Origin of the sequence: Fischerella sp. PCC 9605 (assembly GCF_000517105.1) — a bacterium.
Classification (GTDB): Bacteria; Cyanobacteriota; Cyanobacteriia; order Cyanobacteriales; family Nostocaceae; genus PCC9605.
Genome location: NZ_KI912148.1, coordinates 1,075,913 through 1,090,670, shown reverse-complemented (window position 1 = coordinate 1,090,670; position 14,758 = coordinate 1,075,913). Strand labels below are relative to the sequence as shown.

Here is a 14,758-nt window from a genome sequence, read left to right as displayed (position 1 = left end):
CTGCTGATAGTGATTGAAATCATGTTTAATATTCATTTATTTAAAAACAATAAAAGCTCAAGTAGTAATATATTACAGGAGTGAAAGTGTGAATGCATATGATTTTGCCCACCAAATAGATGCAGTGCGTCACCGTGCTGATGTGCTGGGAAATCAGGCTAAAATTTCACCTTTACCGTCATCAGAAATACTGCACCAATGTCTTGAGGAACTTAACACAGCATTGGAAGAATTGCATGTAGCAGAAGAAGAATTACGCCAGCAGAATGAGGAATTAGCTACTGCTCGTCAGGCGATGGAACTAGAACGCCAGCGCTACCAGGAACTGTTTGAGTTTGCGCCAGATGGCTATTTGGTGACTGATCCCCAAGGTAAAATTCAAGAAGCAAATCGTGCTGCTGCCAGGTTGCTATGTACATCACAAAAATTCCTCAAAGGCAAACTGCTGATTAACTTCATTCCAGAAAATGAGCGTCGTGCCTTTCGTTCCCGACTACTCCGTTTGCACGAGATGGAACAAATTCAGGATTGGGAAGTTCGCATGCAAACGCGAGAAGGTATTAGATTTGACGCTGCAATCAGCGTCACTATGGTGCGGGACAACGAAGGTAATCTCAATGGCTGGCGCTGGCTAGTGCGAAACATTACTGCCCGCAAACAAGCAGAGGCACAAATGCACGCTATCAGGCTTGAGAATTTGCAACTACAAGAAGCATCACGAATGAAATCGCAATTTTTGGCGGTGATGTCTCACGAACTGCGTACCCCGATGAATGCGATTTTGGGCTTTTCTCAACTGCTGTTACGCCTACCGTATCATCAGTTCCCCCCGCAGGCAAGAAATATGGTGGAACGCATTTTTAACAGCGCCAAACGCCTGCTAGCGCTGATCGAAGATATACTTGATTTCTCCAAGCTGGAGTCTGGGCGCTTGGAGTTGAGACTGCAAGAATTTAATTTGGCTGAATTAGTCACGGCTACTACAGAAGAACTGCGTTGTTTAGCCGAGCAGAAACACTTGACTTTGTATATTTATATCAATCTATCAAATCCTAACATTATCAACGACAGCGATCGCGTCCGGCAAATCTTAGTGAACCTGCTTTCCAACGCCATTAAATTTACTGACATTGGCGGCGTATCCGTCGAAGTGATGGAAATTCAAGACCGAATCATGCTGATAGTAAAGGATACAGGAATAGGTATAGCCAAAGCTGACTTAAAAAAAATCTTTCAAGAATTTCGGCAAGTTAATCAATGTCTTACACGCAAGCAGGGCGGTACAGGTTTAGGATTAGCAATTGTAGATCAATTAGTTCACTTGATGAAAGGAAACATCACCGTGGAAAGCAAACTCGGTGAAGGTTCAACTTTCCGTGTTGAGTTGCCAAGAATCGTTAGTAGTTAACAGGGAAAACCCGAAAAGAGCATTAGTTAATTTTTTGATTTAAAGGTAATAGTAGTCTGCCACAAAGATTATGACAGGCTAAGAAAGTTTGTAGTAAGTACTTTAGTACTTAAATGAGGGCTAAAGCCCTGACTACAAACCTATCAAAATTAGTGTGGTCGAGTAATAGTTCTGCTAGTTAGGGAAACAGCGAGGAGGCTGAGCCTTCCAACCCTCGTTACCAGGTTGAACCTAAGTAATGAGATATACGACAATACGGTTCAGTTAGTGATGTTATTTCCTCAGAGATCCCCCCAACCCACGCCAGTCGCTACAACGGAACGGCAGGTGCTACCTGCGGAAGCCGCTGCGCGTCTACAAGTCGGCGAAGCGCAAGGGCGCACTGCCTCGGGAACCTCCAAGGGCGCTTACGCTCCCCTTGGAAAGGGGGGCAATAGGCTATTAATTTCCGCCCTTAAAAAGGGGGACGAGGGGGGATCTGACTTTAACTGAACTGTGTATTGAGAGATACGATATATCAGAGTCTGTGGCTCTCCCACTCGAAGGGTTTAATGGGATAGCGATCAAGAAGCGATCGCGTGACGATATCGTCGAGATTCGATGATGCGATCTACCTAGAGGCTACGAAGAAAAGCGAGTTGTAATCCGCTGCATCGCCTCTTCTACATTCTCCCGACTGTTAAACGCAGAAATGCGGAAGTAGCCTTCACCCGCAGCACCAAAACCAGAACCCGGTGTACCTACAACATTGCAGGTGTGCAGCAACTTATCGAAGAAATCCCAACTGGAAAGACCATTAGGTGTTTTCACCCACACATAGGGTGCATTTACACCTCCATATACTGCTAATCCAGCTGCTGTGAGTTTCTCACAAATAATCTTGGCATTTTCTAGATAAAAGTTAACTAGCGCTTTGGTTTGTGCTTGTCCTTCCTCAGAATAAACTGCCTCGGCTCCACGTTGCACAATGTAGGACACGCCATTAAACTTGGTGGACTGGCGGCGGTTCCAGAGTTTCCACAGTTCTACATCTGAACCATCAGCGGCTTTTGCTGTCAGGTTCTTAGGTACAACTGTAAAGGCGCAGCGAGTACCAGTAAATCCTGCATTCTTGGAGAAAGAGCGAAATTCGATCGCACAATCTCTCGCACCTTCAATTTCGTAGATCGAGTGGGGAATCTCTGCATCGGTGATGAAGGCTTCATAGGCGGCGTCAAAGAAAATTATTGAGCCATTGGCTTTGGCATAGTCTACCCATGCCTTGAGATGTTCTTTAGTGGCCACTGCACCTGTGGGGTTATTAGGGAAGCAGAGGTAAATTAAATCGACTTTCTTTGAGGGAATTTCGGCGGTGAAGTTGTTATCAGCCGTAATCGGCAGATACACTAAACCCTCAAACTCACCTTTATCGTTGGCATCCCCAGTATGTCCTGCCATGACATTGGTGTCTACATACACAGGATAAACGGGATCGGTGACGGCGATCGTGTTGTCATCACCAAAAATATCGAGGATGTTACCCGTGTCACATTTAGAGCCATCGGAGATAAATATTTCCGATGCATCAACCTCGCATCCCCGTGCTTGGAAGTCGTATTTAGCAATTTTGTCTCGCAACCAAGCATAGCCTTGCTCCGGGCCATAGCCTTTGAATGTGTTGCGAGCGCCCATTTCTTCCACTGCTTTAATCATTGCTGTGCGGCAAGCTTGTGGCAGTGGTTCGGTGACATCACCAATACCCAACTTGATAATGTTAGCATCTGGGTTAGCCTCTGCAAAGGCATTGACGCGCCGCGCAATTTCAGGAAACAGATAGCCAGCTTTGAGCTTGAGGAAGTTGTCGTTAATCGTTGCCATAATCGGAAATTTTTATAAATGCTCTAAATAAAACAGCTTACTGCCATGTGCGATATCTTTGTTACGTTGCGATCGCCAATATTTGATTTGATTGTAGTAACGACTGTCACGACGTTAGTAACAAATATAACAATGTTATCTAGGAATGTCTTGACGTTAATAAGGAACATCAAGACCTAGGTCACAAATGTCTTGATGTTCTCTATGCATGGGTTAACGTTAATAAGTAACGTCAAGATGTTGGTCACGAATGTCTTGATGTTCTACGTGAATCTCGTGAGGTTGATAACGACAGCTTGTTGTGGAATAAATCTGGCGCTGGCTCCCCTACTTAAATATTGACTTTATAAATGACCTCTGATACCAAGTTGTGTTCAGATATAGCAATTCATGCCCTCTCCCCCTCCCCTCTCCCAAATTGGGAGAGAGGTGCCGACAGGCGGGGTGAGGGAAGTACTATCTTTGACTGCAACCTAGTATGAGAAACAAAATTATCAACTCTTAGTTTATTTTAATAAAAATCTCATAATACTCACAGATGTTCAACATATTTTATTGAGTAGACCTCCAGACTAATTCTATTTTCAGAAAAACTCGTAATTAACCTAGAGCCTGAACTTTACAAGAAGCCTAGTATGCATTTAGTAATTCATCAAAAAAATAATTAGTAAACACACATGAAATTAAATCATCACTCATCTTTGAATCAAAAAACAATCTTGTCCCGGACTATTGCTAGAAACATGACACTAGCATTTGCATCTGGATGTATTGGAGGACTATTAAATAGTTTGACTGTTTGGTTTTGTGGAACCATTGGTTTAACTGCATTATTGGGTGTGAAAATTGCCCCTGAGTTAACTCCATCTTGGCTTTATCCTCGCCTTGTTTGGGGAGGGTTATGGGGATTTATTTTTCTCTTGCCCTTTTTTCAAAACAAGTACTTCTATCGTGGTATTTTGTACAGTTTATTCCCTTCTCTAGTTCAACTCTTTATCATATTTCCCTTGAAGGTTAATCAAGGAATAATGGGTGTAGAATTAGGGCGCTTAACTCCAATTGTTGTGTTATTTTTCAATTTTGTTTGGGGAGCAAGTACAGCATTATGGCTGAAATTCATCTCTGGTAGTTCAGAGTCAAAACGACAACATGTTGTGACGTAACGAAAACAAGTCCATTCCTAACAACAGCTTTTGGTGTGGTGACTGTCGCTATCCCGGCTTGGGCGATCGCTCATGTAGAGGTGTAGCACTTCAATATTTTAGGGACACTCCAAGCTTTCGCGGGTAGAGACACCTGTAACCGGATTAGTGCCTTCAGCGCGATCGCACATTAACTTGACTTGATAGGGATCAATAATTGCACCAGAAAAATCTGCTCCTGAGATTTTAGCATCGAAAAAGCGACTGCTAACAAGCATAGCATCGGTGAAAATGGCATTAGTTAAATTAGCTTGATTAAAGATAACGCGATCGGCAAATGCTTCCGAAAGATTAGCATCGCTCAAATCTGCCTGAAGAAATGTCCCCTTTGTGAGAATAGTTCCACTGAGATTTGCTCCCCGGAAGTTTGCTCCCTGCATTTCTGCACCTGCAAAGGACGTTCCATGTAAATCTTGATTAGCAAAATCTCGATATCGTAAATCAGAGAGTGTATAGTTAACTGTATTTTCCTGTGCCAGAGTAGGAGGAGTGTTTAGGATTAAAAACCAACTTAAGCAAAGTAGGAGCAGAAAACTTAAAAGAATCCTTAACTGAGCTTGAAATTTCCGCTTCATTAATAATTCCATAATTATATCTGTGTCAACTGTGGAGAGTTACTTTCTTTCAACAATTACACCAAATTTTCTCTTTGTGATCGCGTTAAACGATCTTTTGCTGGCATAGTTGTATTTTAGGCATACTAGATGTGGCATAGCTTACCGTCATCTGGCAACAGAGTTGTACTCAAAGCTTCCTATCGCGCTATCTTGTAAATTGAGGTTAAAGGAGTGCATAGAGTCGTGAAGGGCAAGCACGTTTTACTCACGGGTGGTACTGGTGGCTTAGGGTTAGGTGTAACACCAGCGGTTTTGGCGCAGGGTGCAGCGGTGGTGACGATTCCCTATCGCAACCCCAAGGAAGTCGAACGCCTCAAGGGAATTCTCTCACCTGCTGACTTTGCCAGAATTCAATTTGTCCCTGCGGATTTAGTGGAGGAAGTTTCGGTAGAGAACATTATCAACCAGATGGCGCGAGTAGATGTGTTAATTCATCTGGTGGGTGGCTTTGCGATGGGGAAAACTCACGAATACAGTTTTGAAAATTGGAAACGGGATTTTGATTTAAACCTGAGTACAACTTTTTTGGTTTGCAAACATAGCCTCAAGAGAATGTTAGAAACTGGCTATGGACGCATTGTTACTGTTGGTTCTAGAGGCGCGGTGGAACCTGCGGGACAACTTGCGGCATATTGCGCTTCTAAAGCTGGGGTTGTGGCTTTGACAAAAGCGATCGCCGACGAAACCAAAGGTACTAATATTACTGCTAACGTAGTCCTTCCCAGTGTTATTGACACCCCCAGCAACCGTGAAGCTATGGGGACAAAAAATGCCGAAAAATGGGTGAAACCGGAATCCTTGGCGCAAGTAATCTGCTTTTTAGCCTCGGAAACTGCTAAAGATATCCGAGGTGCAGCGATTCCTGTTTATGGCAGTATTTAGAGTAGGGATTTAAAACTAGCCCTGTCAAGGTGGGTAAAAAACGAACCCAAATCTTAGTAGAGAAGACTATTTTCCTCTTTGTGTCTTTGTGTCTTTGTGTTTCAATCATTCTTTTTTCACCACCAAGACACTAAGACACCAAGAAAAATCTATTTCCAAGACTCACACCTTGACAGGATTTAAAACGCAGAGGGGCGCAGAGTTTTGGTGTAAAATTTCGCTAGAACTAATGGTTAATTGCCTATATATTTTTTTCAACATCAGGAATTTGTGATGTCTACTCGCGAAGTCATTATTCCCAAGGGGATGGAAATTCTCTATGAAAAGTTTCAATATTGTCCCGGGATTAAAGTCGGTAATACCTTATATATCTCTGGACAAGTAGGCAGAGATGAGAATTTGCAAATTGTCAAAGGCGTAGAAGCCCAGTTTGTGCAAGCTTTTGAAAATGTCAAGAAGGTGTTGGATGCAGCAGGTGCAACCTTTGATGATGTGGTAGAAATGATTAGTTATCATGTGGTAAATGTAGGAGAAGTGCAAAATGAATCCGCTGCTGCTGGGACACCAGAAAATTTAGCGATTCCCTACTTACCACTTTTTAGAGAAGTCAAAGCTCGTTATTTTACCAATCAATTTCCAACATGGACAGCTGTTGGTATCCTAAACCAGAATTGATTATTGAAATTAAGTGTGTGGCAGTCATTAGTTAATAGTCATTAGTCATTAGTCATTAGTCATTAGCAAATAATAACAACCCACAATCAACCACCAACCACCAACAACCAACAATCAACTACCAACAATCAACAACCAACCACCAACAACCAACCACCAACCACCAACTAAATCCTGACAACTACTTTGCCGCAATTCTTGCCACCAAGCATATATTCGACAGCATCAGGAATTGATTCTAAGCCTTGGAATTGAGTCGGATCAATGCCAATTCTAATTTGACCGGAGTATAGCAGATTTAACAGGCGATCGCGTGCTGCTGGCATATGTTGTGCATATAGTGGCATGAGAAAGCCACGCACAGAAGCAGCTTTCCAAAACAGCTTACTATATATTCGCGGTTGATTGACGCTCTCAAAGTTATTTAAATACTCAGATATAAAACCAACAACCACTAAACGTCCCCGCACTGCTAAATTCTCAACACAGGTATCGAACATTTGTTTACCAACACACTCGAATACCAGATTGACGCCTTTGGGATATTCTCGCTGGAGGACTTCGCCGACATTTTCGGTGCGATAATTGATAATGCGATCGCATCCTATTTGCTTGAGAAATTCTGATTTTGCGTCAGAACCGCAAACTCCAATGACATGATTTCCTGCTAGCTTTGCCACTTGCACGGCGATATGTCCTGTTCCGCCTGCTGCTGCACTGACAAGGACTGTTTCCCCGCTTTTCATTTCGCCGACTTGTTCTAATGCCACTACGGCTGAAACACCAGTAGGCATAAGTGTTAAAATCTCTGGTGTCGCTTCCGGTACCTTAATTGCTAACTTGGCATCTACAGCTTGGTACTCGCGATATCCTCCTCCACGCGCGGTGGTTTCGACAGCATCACCAACTTGGAAATCTTTGACATCACTCCCGACAGCGACAATTTCTCCTACCACTTCCACACCCAAATCAAACGGGGGAGTTAATTTGACGTAGGGAACATCACCACGGCAAAGTAACATGTCAAATCCGCCGTTCACTCCAGCGAATTTATTGCGAATAACTATCTCATTGGCAGCAGGTTCAGGAATCGGGACTTCGACAATTTCAACAGCAGTTCTGAAGTTATGGCTATGCTGTTTGGCAATCAGTTTTTTATAAGTTTTAGGACTCATAAAACATCCAAAAATTCTAATACTACTCTCGATATTTCTTGCGTCTGTTGGTGCATCATACAGAATGTTCCGCCTTCAATATCGATAACTTTTGCTTGGGGTATTACTTGTTTAATAAAATTGCGGTTTTCTGCTTGTGCTAAACCCAGTTTCACCAGTCCTTTGATATCCTCAGTTCCTGATAAAACGAGAGTGGGACATTGGATTAAACGAAATCGTTCTAAATACGGATAGTTGATAAAAGCTAAAGGTGCATAGGGAGGATAGCCATAGCATTTAGCCTCATCTAACATACACAGGTGATTTAACTCTGTAGAACCTACATATTGGGCACGAAATGACCATCTTTCCACGAGGTGCGAACCATCTGGTTTAATTTGAAAGACTTGATAATATCTATTGGCGATCGCTGCTTTTTGTTCTTCAGTAAAATCATCCACGTTACATAGTATGAGTTTATCCACACGGTCTGGATACGCTGCTGCTACTTCTGCGCCTACATAAGCGCCCGTGTGGTGTCCAAGAATGCTTGTTGTTTTTATGCCTAACTCGTCCAAAAGCATAATTCCAGTCTTGGCGTAGTCAGCGACAGAATAAATTCTGGGAGGTTTATCAGAATCACCGAGTCCCATCAAATCCATTGCGATGACACGCTTTGTTTCAGCAAAGATTGGCATCAAATCTTGAAATTCGTTACTGCTACTTGGGTTTCTATGTAGTAGCAAAAGAGGTTTTCCTTCACCACCGATTCGGTAGTGAATTTGACCATCTTCTGTGTCTAAAAAAGCTCGTTTAATTTTCATATCACCCTGGTAAGCTGAAAATCTTTTAATTTACAAAATATATTCTAAGGAAACTCTTGTGGGGTGGGCATCTTGCCCGCCCCGCTAAGTGCAAATTAAATGCACAACAGCTTAGATTTATATCTTTCCGTTCCAAGCTTTAGCCTGGAAGAAGTTACGCCAATCGGCTTTTAATTTCTTCAGCCAAATTTTCCAGAGATACTTCTACCTGTTCGCCGCTTTTCAAATCTTTGAGCGAAGATTTTTGGGCTGCGGCTTCATCCGCACCAATAATCACGCAGAATTGAATTCCTTGTTTGTCAGCTAGCTGGAATTGTTTGCCAATACCACGTTTATCAAAGCTAGTGACAACATTAATTCCTGCCTGACGCAATTGTTGAGAAATTTTGAGGTAAAGTGGCATTAAATCCTCTTGCATATTTACCACCATCACCTGTGCTGGTGTAGGTGCAAAGGTATTCAAAATGCCAGCTTTTAACAAGCGACTCATTAAGCGAGTTAAACCAATTGAGATGCCCACACCAGGCATTTTTTCGCCTAAAAATACTCCAACTAATTCTTCATATCTACCGCCAGAACAAATGCTACCCAAGGCTTCATGCCCAATCAAAGTTGTTTCGTAAACTGTACCAGTATAATAATCAAGACCACGAGCAATAGATAAATCTATACAGAAACTATTTTCCGGAACTCCGAGATTGCGAACGCCTGCAATCACTGTTTCTAGTTCCGTCACTCCCAGATTGAATTGTTCGGTTTCTGGCATGGTTTGAGCGAAGTATTTGAGCTTATCTAATACCTCGTCAACAGTGCCTCTAATTTTAATAAAGTCGATGATTTTTTGGGCTTGCTCTGAGGAAACACCATCTTTTTCTAAATCCTGTTTGACCTTATTTTCACCAACTTTTTCTAGGGTATCAATAATACCAATACAAGATTTAATTTTGTTTGCTTCAATTCCCACTGATTGAAAGAAACCAGTGAGAATTTTGCGATTATTGATGCGAATAATAAAATCACCGATATTAATGGCTGTAAATATTTCAGTAATAATAGCGGGCATTTGAGCATCGTAGAGTAAGTTCAATTCCCGACGACCGACTACATCAATATCACACTGGCGAAACTGGCGGAAACGACCATCTTTTGCCCTTTCGCCCCGAAATACAACATCCATTTGATAACGGGCAAAAGGAAATGTCAAATCATTGAGGTGACGGGCAATATACGCAGCCAGGGGAACTGTTTGGTCAAATTTTAAAGCACGTGCTTCCGAACCTGTTTCTCCTGACTTGTCTTTTTCTGCTTGCCGATTGGGAGGCAAGATGGGATCGATACCATAAATTATGTTGTCGCCTTGATTACCTTTTGCTTGCAAAACTTCCAAACGTTCTACTGCTGGAGTTTCGATGGGGGTAAACCCATAGCTTTCAAAAATCCGACGGATTGTATCAAGCAAATATAATTCCAAGCGCTTTTCGCCAGGAAGAAATTCTGGAAAACCACTAGGGGTAGAGAAATTGATTTTTTCAGCTCTTGCCATGCCTTTTAGCCATTCAAAATTCTCTCTTCAACATACCAAAACTATTAGCTGTCATTTGACTCTTCAGACTGCAAATTCTCCCTGATGCGTTTTCTTCGCCCCCCTTTTTAAGGGCAGCCAGCGCGCCCTTGGAGTCTTCGGTGCAGGGTGTCGGGGGTGTCCCTCAGTCATTCCCCATTCCCCATTACCGACCAGGAATGAATTCACAGTCTTATGTAAGTTCTGTTGATAAATTCTTTTGGAAACCTAAATTGATTATTTGACTCGATGTTCTTGCATCATTGTGCGTTTAAAGACTTGATTGTTTTTAAACCAGTGTAAAGTGCGATCGCGATAATTTCCACAAGAACTAAGATGGATCATTTCATACATATGCGCTTCTGGTAAAGCTTTGTACTTAAACCACAAAATAATGATAGAGTCATCTACTTCCCATGCATAACCTTGAAGACGTTCGGTATCGAACCAAATTTTTTTATCTTGGTATGTTGCTGGAAAATGATGTTCCTCAAATTTCCCATCTTCCCATGTATACTTATTGATTTGGTCGTAGGGATAAGAACCATTTCCTGGAAACTGATGTATCAAGTATGAGTGATGCTTGTCAATAACATTACCCGCAGCATCGATAATTGTATATATACCTTCCCACTCTCCTTCATGACGGGCAAGAAGGGGCATTTCTTTTTTGATTGTAGACATTAAAACTCTCCTGAATTTATTAACTGGTTTACTGGGTATTAAACCACCAGGGATCGGCAATAGACTTTGTTTTAATCAAAAATGCCTTTTTCCGCATAAACCGCGTTATTGCAGCTGGCCCCATGCGGGAACCACCCAAACCAGAAAACTTGAAGGAATTTTTTTCTCCCTCGTGTATCAGGGCAGTCAGAGCCGCATCATTGATACTTATAGCACCCGCATCTATATGCTGGGCAACTGCTAATGCTTTGGTTTCATCTTGGGCAAACACCGCTGCACTCAGTCCATAAATGGTGTCATTCGCCAAGTTAATTGCTTCTTCTGGTGTGGAAAATGGCATCACAGGCATAATCGGGCCAAATGTCTCTTCAGTCATCACTTTCATCTCATGATTAACCTGAGTGAGAACTGTAGGACGACACCACCACCCTCCACCACTATCTTCGACTTTGCCGCCGCAGTGTACAACTGCTCCTTTTTCCAGTGCATCTAGCAGATGGTCGCTAATAATTGCTGCTTGTCTTTCTGCAATAATTGGCCCAATTTCTCCGCTTTCAACTGTAGGATAAGCTAATTGCAGGCGTTCGGCTTTAGCTACCAATCGTTCCACAAACTGTTCAAAAATAAAATTAGCAACATAAATTCGCTCTATTGAAAGGCATGACTGTCCGGTGTTGACTACAGAACCCCACAAAATTGCTGAGGTTGCTAATTCTAAATCAGCTGATGCCAAAACGATCGCTGGATCTTTGCCTCCCAATTCCAAAAAAGCAGGTATAAAACGTTTTGCTGCTGCTTCTCCTACTTTTCGCCCTGTTGCCACACTCCCGGTAAAGCATACCAAATCGACATTTTGGACGATAGCAGCACCAGTTTCGCCTCCTCCCTCTACGAAACTTAATATATCCCGCAATTGGGGGATGGCGTTGATTGTTGCCAAAAGTGGTGCCATAAAGCGAGGAGTAATTTCGCTGGGTTTGACGATAACGGCACAACCTGCCAACAATGCTGGAATAGTATCAATAGTGGAAAGCAAAAGTGGAAAATTCCAGGGACTAATCACTCCCACCAGAGGATAAGGAACTGCTGTTTGTTCGAGTTTAATAAATGGTACTGCTGTCTCTTTTTCTGTTTCTTCCAATAACTTTGGTGCTAATTTACACCATCTATCAATGCTGGAAAGAAACGAGTCTATTTCCATTACCGAAATAGACAATCTTCCCGTATCAGCAACTAAAGCTTCGGTAAGTTTATCTCGCCCAGAAATTATAGCTTGCTTCCACTGCTGCAAAGCTTCAATTCGCCCTTCCAAACCAAGTCGCAACCAGCTTTGCTGCGCTCTCCGCAAGCGATTGCATTGCTGTATTAACAATTTTGGAGGCGGTGGTATAATTACGTAATCATATTTGCCCGTGCGGGGATTGCGGATTTCTATTGGTTTAGACATTAGTCAATAGTCATTAGTCATTAGTCATTGGTCAGTTGTTAGTGGTTAGTGGTTAGTGGTTATTCTCCCCATCACCCCATCACCCCATCTCCTCTTTCACTGTGCGATCGCATATGCAGAATTGCTTTGTTTGCGAGTTGGCAGTTCTGGACGCGGCGGCATTTTGAGAATTTCGCGTGCTTGCGCTGGTGTTGCTACTTCCCGACCCAGAATATGTGCCATCTGGACAACCTTTTCTATGACCTCGCCGTTGTGTGGCTTGCCAAAGCGAGTGTAAGGCCAATCTCCAAGCCCAATACCAATGTGTCCTCCCAGTGTAATTACCCAAGCTGCCAAAGGCATCGCGTCTCCATGCCAGCAAAGTGCCAGCCATTGCTCGCCTGGAGGAATAGCATCTATCATCGCTTGCAAAGCAGGGAGTGTTGGTGCTGGACTACTCGGCATCAAGTCTCCCGTAAAAATAAAGTCCCAAAGGGTATTCTGTGGCAACAATCCCATCTCTTGGAAATAGCGTGCCGTCCGAATTTGCCCAATGTCCCAACAAGTACAAGCTACGAAGACACCTTGTTCTGTAAGTATCTTGAGTAAATCCCGAATATGAGCGCGAGAATTTGAGTATACTTTGTCGTACGTAATGAACTCCTTCGCCTGGGAATCCCAATAGTCTACGTTAAACGAGCCAAACTCCAAAGCGACCATATCCACACGCAGCAGTGGATCTTTGTTTGCTGCCAAGATGTAGCCGACACGCCCTTGGACGTCGTTCTCCGCATTAGTATAACCAAGGGTGGGATTGATAATCAGGTCGGTTTTTTCTCGGATTCCCTGAATGACTTCCAAATAGAGTTCTACATCGTTGCGCCACTTACCAGAAACGGGGTCACGTGCGTGCCAGTGAAAAACTGATGCTCCTGCTTCCCAAGCGCGGACAGCTTCCCTGATAATCTCCTGTGGGCTGTAGGGCACTTCGGGATTCTCCTTGCGGTAGTCAGCATCATTGCAGCGACACTGAACAATCAGGGGTAATTCGCTGTTCACTGTCTTCCTCCCAAAATCTTGTGATTCTGAAGCTTTCGGCACTACCTTTTTAGAACGTTGCAAATATTGCCCACTATTAGCAGAACCGAGAACTTCTCAGTAATGGTTTTATTATGAAGGTGATCGCATTGATGTAGCAGAGTTTCGTGTAAAAGTTTATTATTTTGCGATCGCGACATTTCACAGAAATAATTAGAAGGATGCTTATAGTTAGCGAAGTTGTCAGGAAACTTTAAAATATTTATTCTTAATAAGAGTGAATTAATTACGGTAGTCAATAGTCATTAGCATTAGTTATTCTCCCCATTTCCTCAAGTCTATCCCGGTATATCTATTAATTTTAAGTATCATTTATGACAGATAACCTGTTACATGCTTATACGCCCCTGATTCTATGGATGAGTTTGGGGCTATTTATTTTTAGATTCTTACCTCAATGGCTTCCCCGTTTCTTAGGTCGCGGTCTTTACTGGGTTGGTGTGCCCCTAGAACTTTTTGCATTAGCCCGTCAAAGTCAACTAGGACAATTTAATAGCGGGGTAAGCCTACCTCTACTAGCACCAGTAGTGACAATAGGAGCGCTAGTATTAGGTTTGATCGTAGCATTCCTGGTTTTATGGGGATGGAAAAGGTTACTGTCTTACAACTCAAGGGTAAATGATGGCGCTGTTTTGGAAGACAAGGTGAGTTATTTCCCCATGTCCTCGCAAACTCGTGTCCCTGTTTCTTCTTTTTATAGTCTTGATTCAAATACTCAAGGCAGTTTTATACTTGCCACCGTCTTGGGTAATACTGGCTTCGTGGGCTTAGGAATTGCCCCGTTTTTAATTAATTCTGATGCTCTGGGCTGGGCTGTACTCTACAGTATTACTCATAACCTTGTCGGGCCTTATGGCATGGGAGTAGTAATTGCCAGCTACTTTAGTCAATCAAAACCCTCAACTCGCTGGTGGATGCAACTGCGTGAGATTCTGAGTGTACCTCCTCTTTGGGCTTTTATCATTGGTATTCTCACTCAACAAGTACAACTACCACAAGTAATTGAATCAGGATTGCAAGGATCTGTAAGCATTGTGATCGCCTGCGCCTTTTTGCTAACTGGTATCCGCTTAGGTCAATTGCGCGGCTGGAAAAGTATTAAACTAGCCGTCTTACCAGCTGCCATCAAAGTTGGTGTTACACCCCTATTCGTTGGCTTAGCAACCACTTTGTTACTGGGATTATCAGGCGATCGCCGTCTGGCAATGGTCTTAATGTCTGGTATGCCCTCGGCTTTTGCCGGTTTAATTTTGGCAGAAGAGTATAATTTAGACCGCGATTTAATTGCCAGCAGCATCATCCTTTCTACACTGCTGTTACTCCTAATGCTGCCTTTGTGGATTGTAGTCTTTGGGTAAAATAAGTTCGTA

The 14,758-nt window shown here is 42.8% G+C and carries 13 protein-coding genes; 5 read left to right on the top strand and 8 right to left on the bottom strand.

Annotated features, from left to right (window positions below):
* Nucleotides 1-88 precede the first annotated feature (88 nt).
* Nucleotides 89-1,408: a PAS domain-containing sensor histidine kinase gene (locus tag FIS9605_RS0107155; protein WP_026731980.1), complete on the top strand. Its 1,320-nt coding sequence runs from the start codon at nt 89-91 to the stop codon at nt 1,406-1,408.
* Nucleotides 1,409-2,029: 621 nt separating this feature from the next.
* On the opposite strand, the gene FIS9605_RS0107145 is transcribed toward FIS9605_RS0107155, so the two are convergent.
* Nucleotides 2,030-3,265, bottom strand: a complete 1,236-nt coding sequence (locus tag FIS9605_RS0107145; RefSeq protein WP_026731978.1) for an LL-diaminopimelate aminotransferase — start codon at nt 3,263-3,265, stop codon at nt 2,030-2,032.
* Nucleotides 3,266-4,008: 743 nt separating this feature from the next.
* Between FIS9605_RS0107145 and FIS9605_RS36455 the strand changes: the two genes are divergently transcribed.
* On the top strand, nt 4,009-4,428 hold the full coding sequence (locus FIS9605_RS36455) for a hypothetical protein (protein WP_051469945.1): 420 nt from the start codon (nt 4,009-4,011) through the stop codon (nt 4,426-4,428).
* Nucleotides 4,429-4,526: 98 nt separating this feature from the next.
* On the opposite strand, the gene FIS9605_RS0107135 is transcribed toward FIS9605_RS36455, so the two are convergent.
* Nucleotides 4,527-5,042, bottom strand: coding sequence for a pentapeptide repeat-containing protein (locus FIS9605_RS0107135; RefSeq protein WP_026731977.1), 516 nt, complete (start codon nt 5,040-5,042; stop codon nt 4,527-4,529).
* Between the two features lie 225 nt (nt 5,043-5,267).
* On the opposite strand from FIS9605_RS0107135, the gene fabG reads away from it, so the two are divergent.
* Both fabG and FIS9605_RS36450 read left to right on the top strand, forming a co-directional pair.
* A complete protein-coding gene (gene fabG, locus FIS9605_RS0107130) occupies nt 5,268-5,966 on the top strand; it encodes a 3-oxoacyl-ACP reductase FabG (RefSeq protein ID WP_026731976.1) in 699 nt (232 codons plus the stop codon).
* A 273-nt stretch (nt 5,967-6,239) separates the two neighbouring features.
* Nucleotides 6,240-6,641: a Rid family hydrolase gene (locus FIS9605_RS36450; RefSeq protein ID WP_231510257.1), complete on the top strand. Its 402-nt coding sequence runs from the start codon at nt 6,240-6,242 to the stop codon at nt 6,639-6,641.
* A gap of 167 nt (nt 6,642-6,808) precedes the next feature.
* Here FIS9605_RS36450 and FIS9605_RS0107120 read toward each other — a convergent pair whose 3' ends face one another.
* The 6 genes from FIS9605_RS0107120 to FIS9605_RS0107095 form a co-directional block, all read right to left on the bottom strand.
* Nucleotides 6,809-7,816: a quinone oxidoreductase family protein gene (locus tag FIS9605_RS0107120; RefSeq protein ID WP_026731975.1), complete on the bottom strand. Its 1,008-nt coding sequence runs from the start codon at nt 7,814-7,816 to the stop codon at nt 6,809-6,811.
* A complete protein-coding gene (locus tag FIS9605_RS0107115) occupies nt 7,813-8,619 on the bottom strand; it encodes an alpha/beta fold hydrolase (RefSeq protein ID WP_026731974.1) in 807 nt (268 codons plus the stop codon). Before FIS9605_RS0107115 ends, FIS9605_RS0107120 begins: the two co-directional genes overlap by 4 nt.
* 154 nt (nt 8,620-8,773) lie before the next feature.
* A complete protein-coding gene (hisS, locus tag FIS9605_RS0107110) occupies nt 8,774-10,162 on the bottom strand; it encodes a histidine--tRNA ligase (protein ID WP_026731973.1) in 1,389 nt (462 codons plus the stop codon).
* A 255-nt stretch (nt 10,163-10,417) separates the two neighbouring features.
* Nucleotides 10,418-10,864 (bottom strand): DUF3598 family protein, encoded by a 447-nt coding sequence (locus FIS9605_RS0107105; RefSeq protein ID WP_026731972.1) that lies wholly within the window; start codon nt 10,862-10,864, stop codon nt 10,418-10,420.
* Nucleotides 10,865-10,892: 28 nt separating this feature from the next.
* Complete coding sequence (locus FIS9605_RS0107100; RefSeq protein WP_026731971.1) at nt 10,893-12,311, bottom strand: aldehyde dehydrogenase family protein; 1,419 nt, start codon at nt 12,309-12,311, stop codon at nt 10,893-10,895.
* A 96-nt stretch (nt 12,312-12,407) separates the two neighbouring features.
* Nucleotides 12,408-13,349, bottom strand: a complete 942-nt coding sequence (locus FIS9605_RS0107095; RefSeq protein ID WP_026731970.1) for a 3-keto-5-aminohexanoate cleavage protein — start codon at nt 13,347-13,349, stop codon at nt 12,408-12,410.
* 353 nt (nt 13,350-13,702) lie between these two features.
* On the opposite strand from FIS9605_RS0107095, the gene FIS9605_RS0107090 reads away from it, so the two are divergent.
* Nucleotides 13,703-14,746 (top strand): AEC family transporter, encoded by a 1,044-nt coding sequence (locus FIS9605_RS0107090; protein ID WP_026731969.1) that lies wholly within the window; start codon nt 13,703-13,705, stop codon nt 14,744-14,746.
* Nucleotides 14,747-14,758 lie beyond the last annotated feature (12 nt).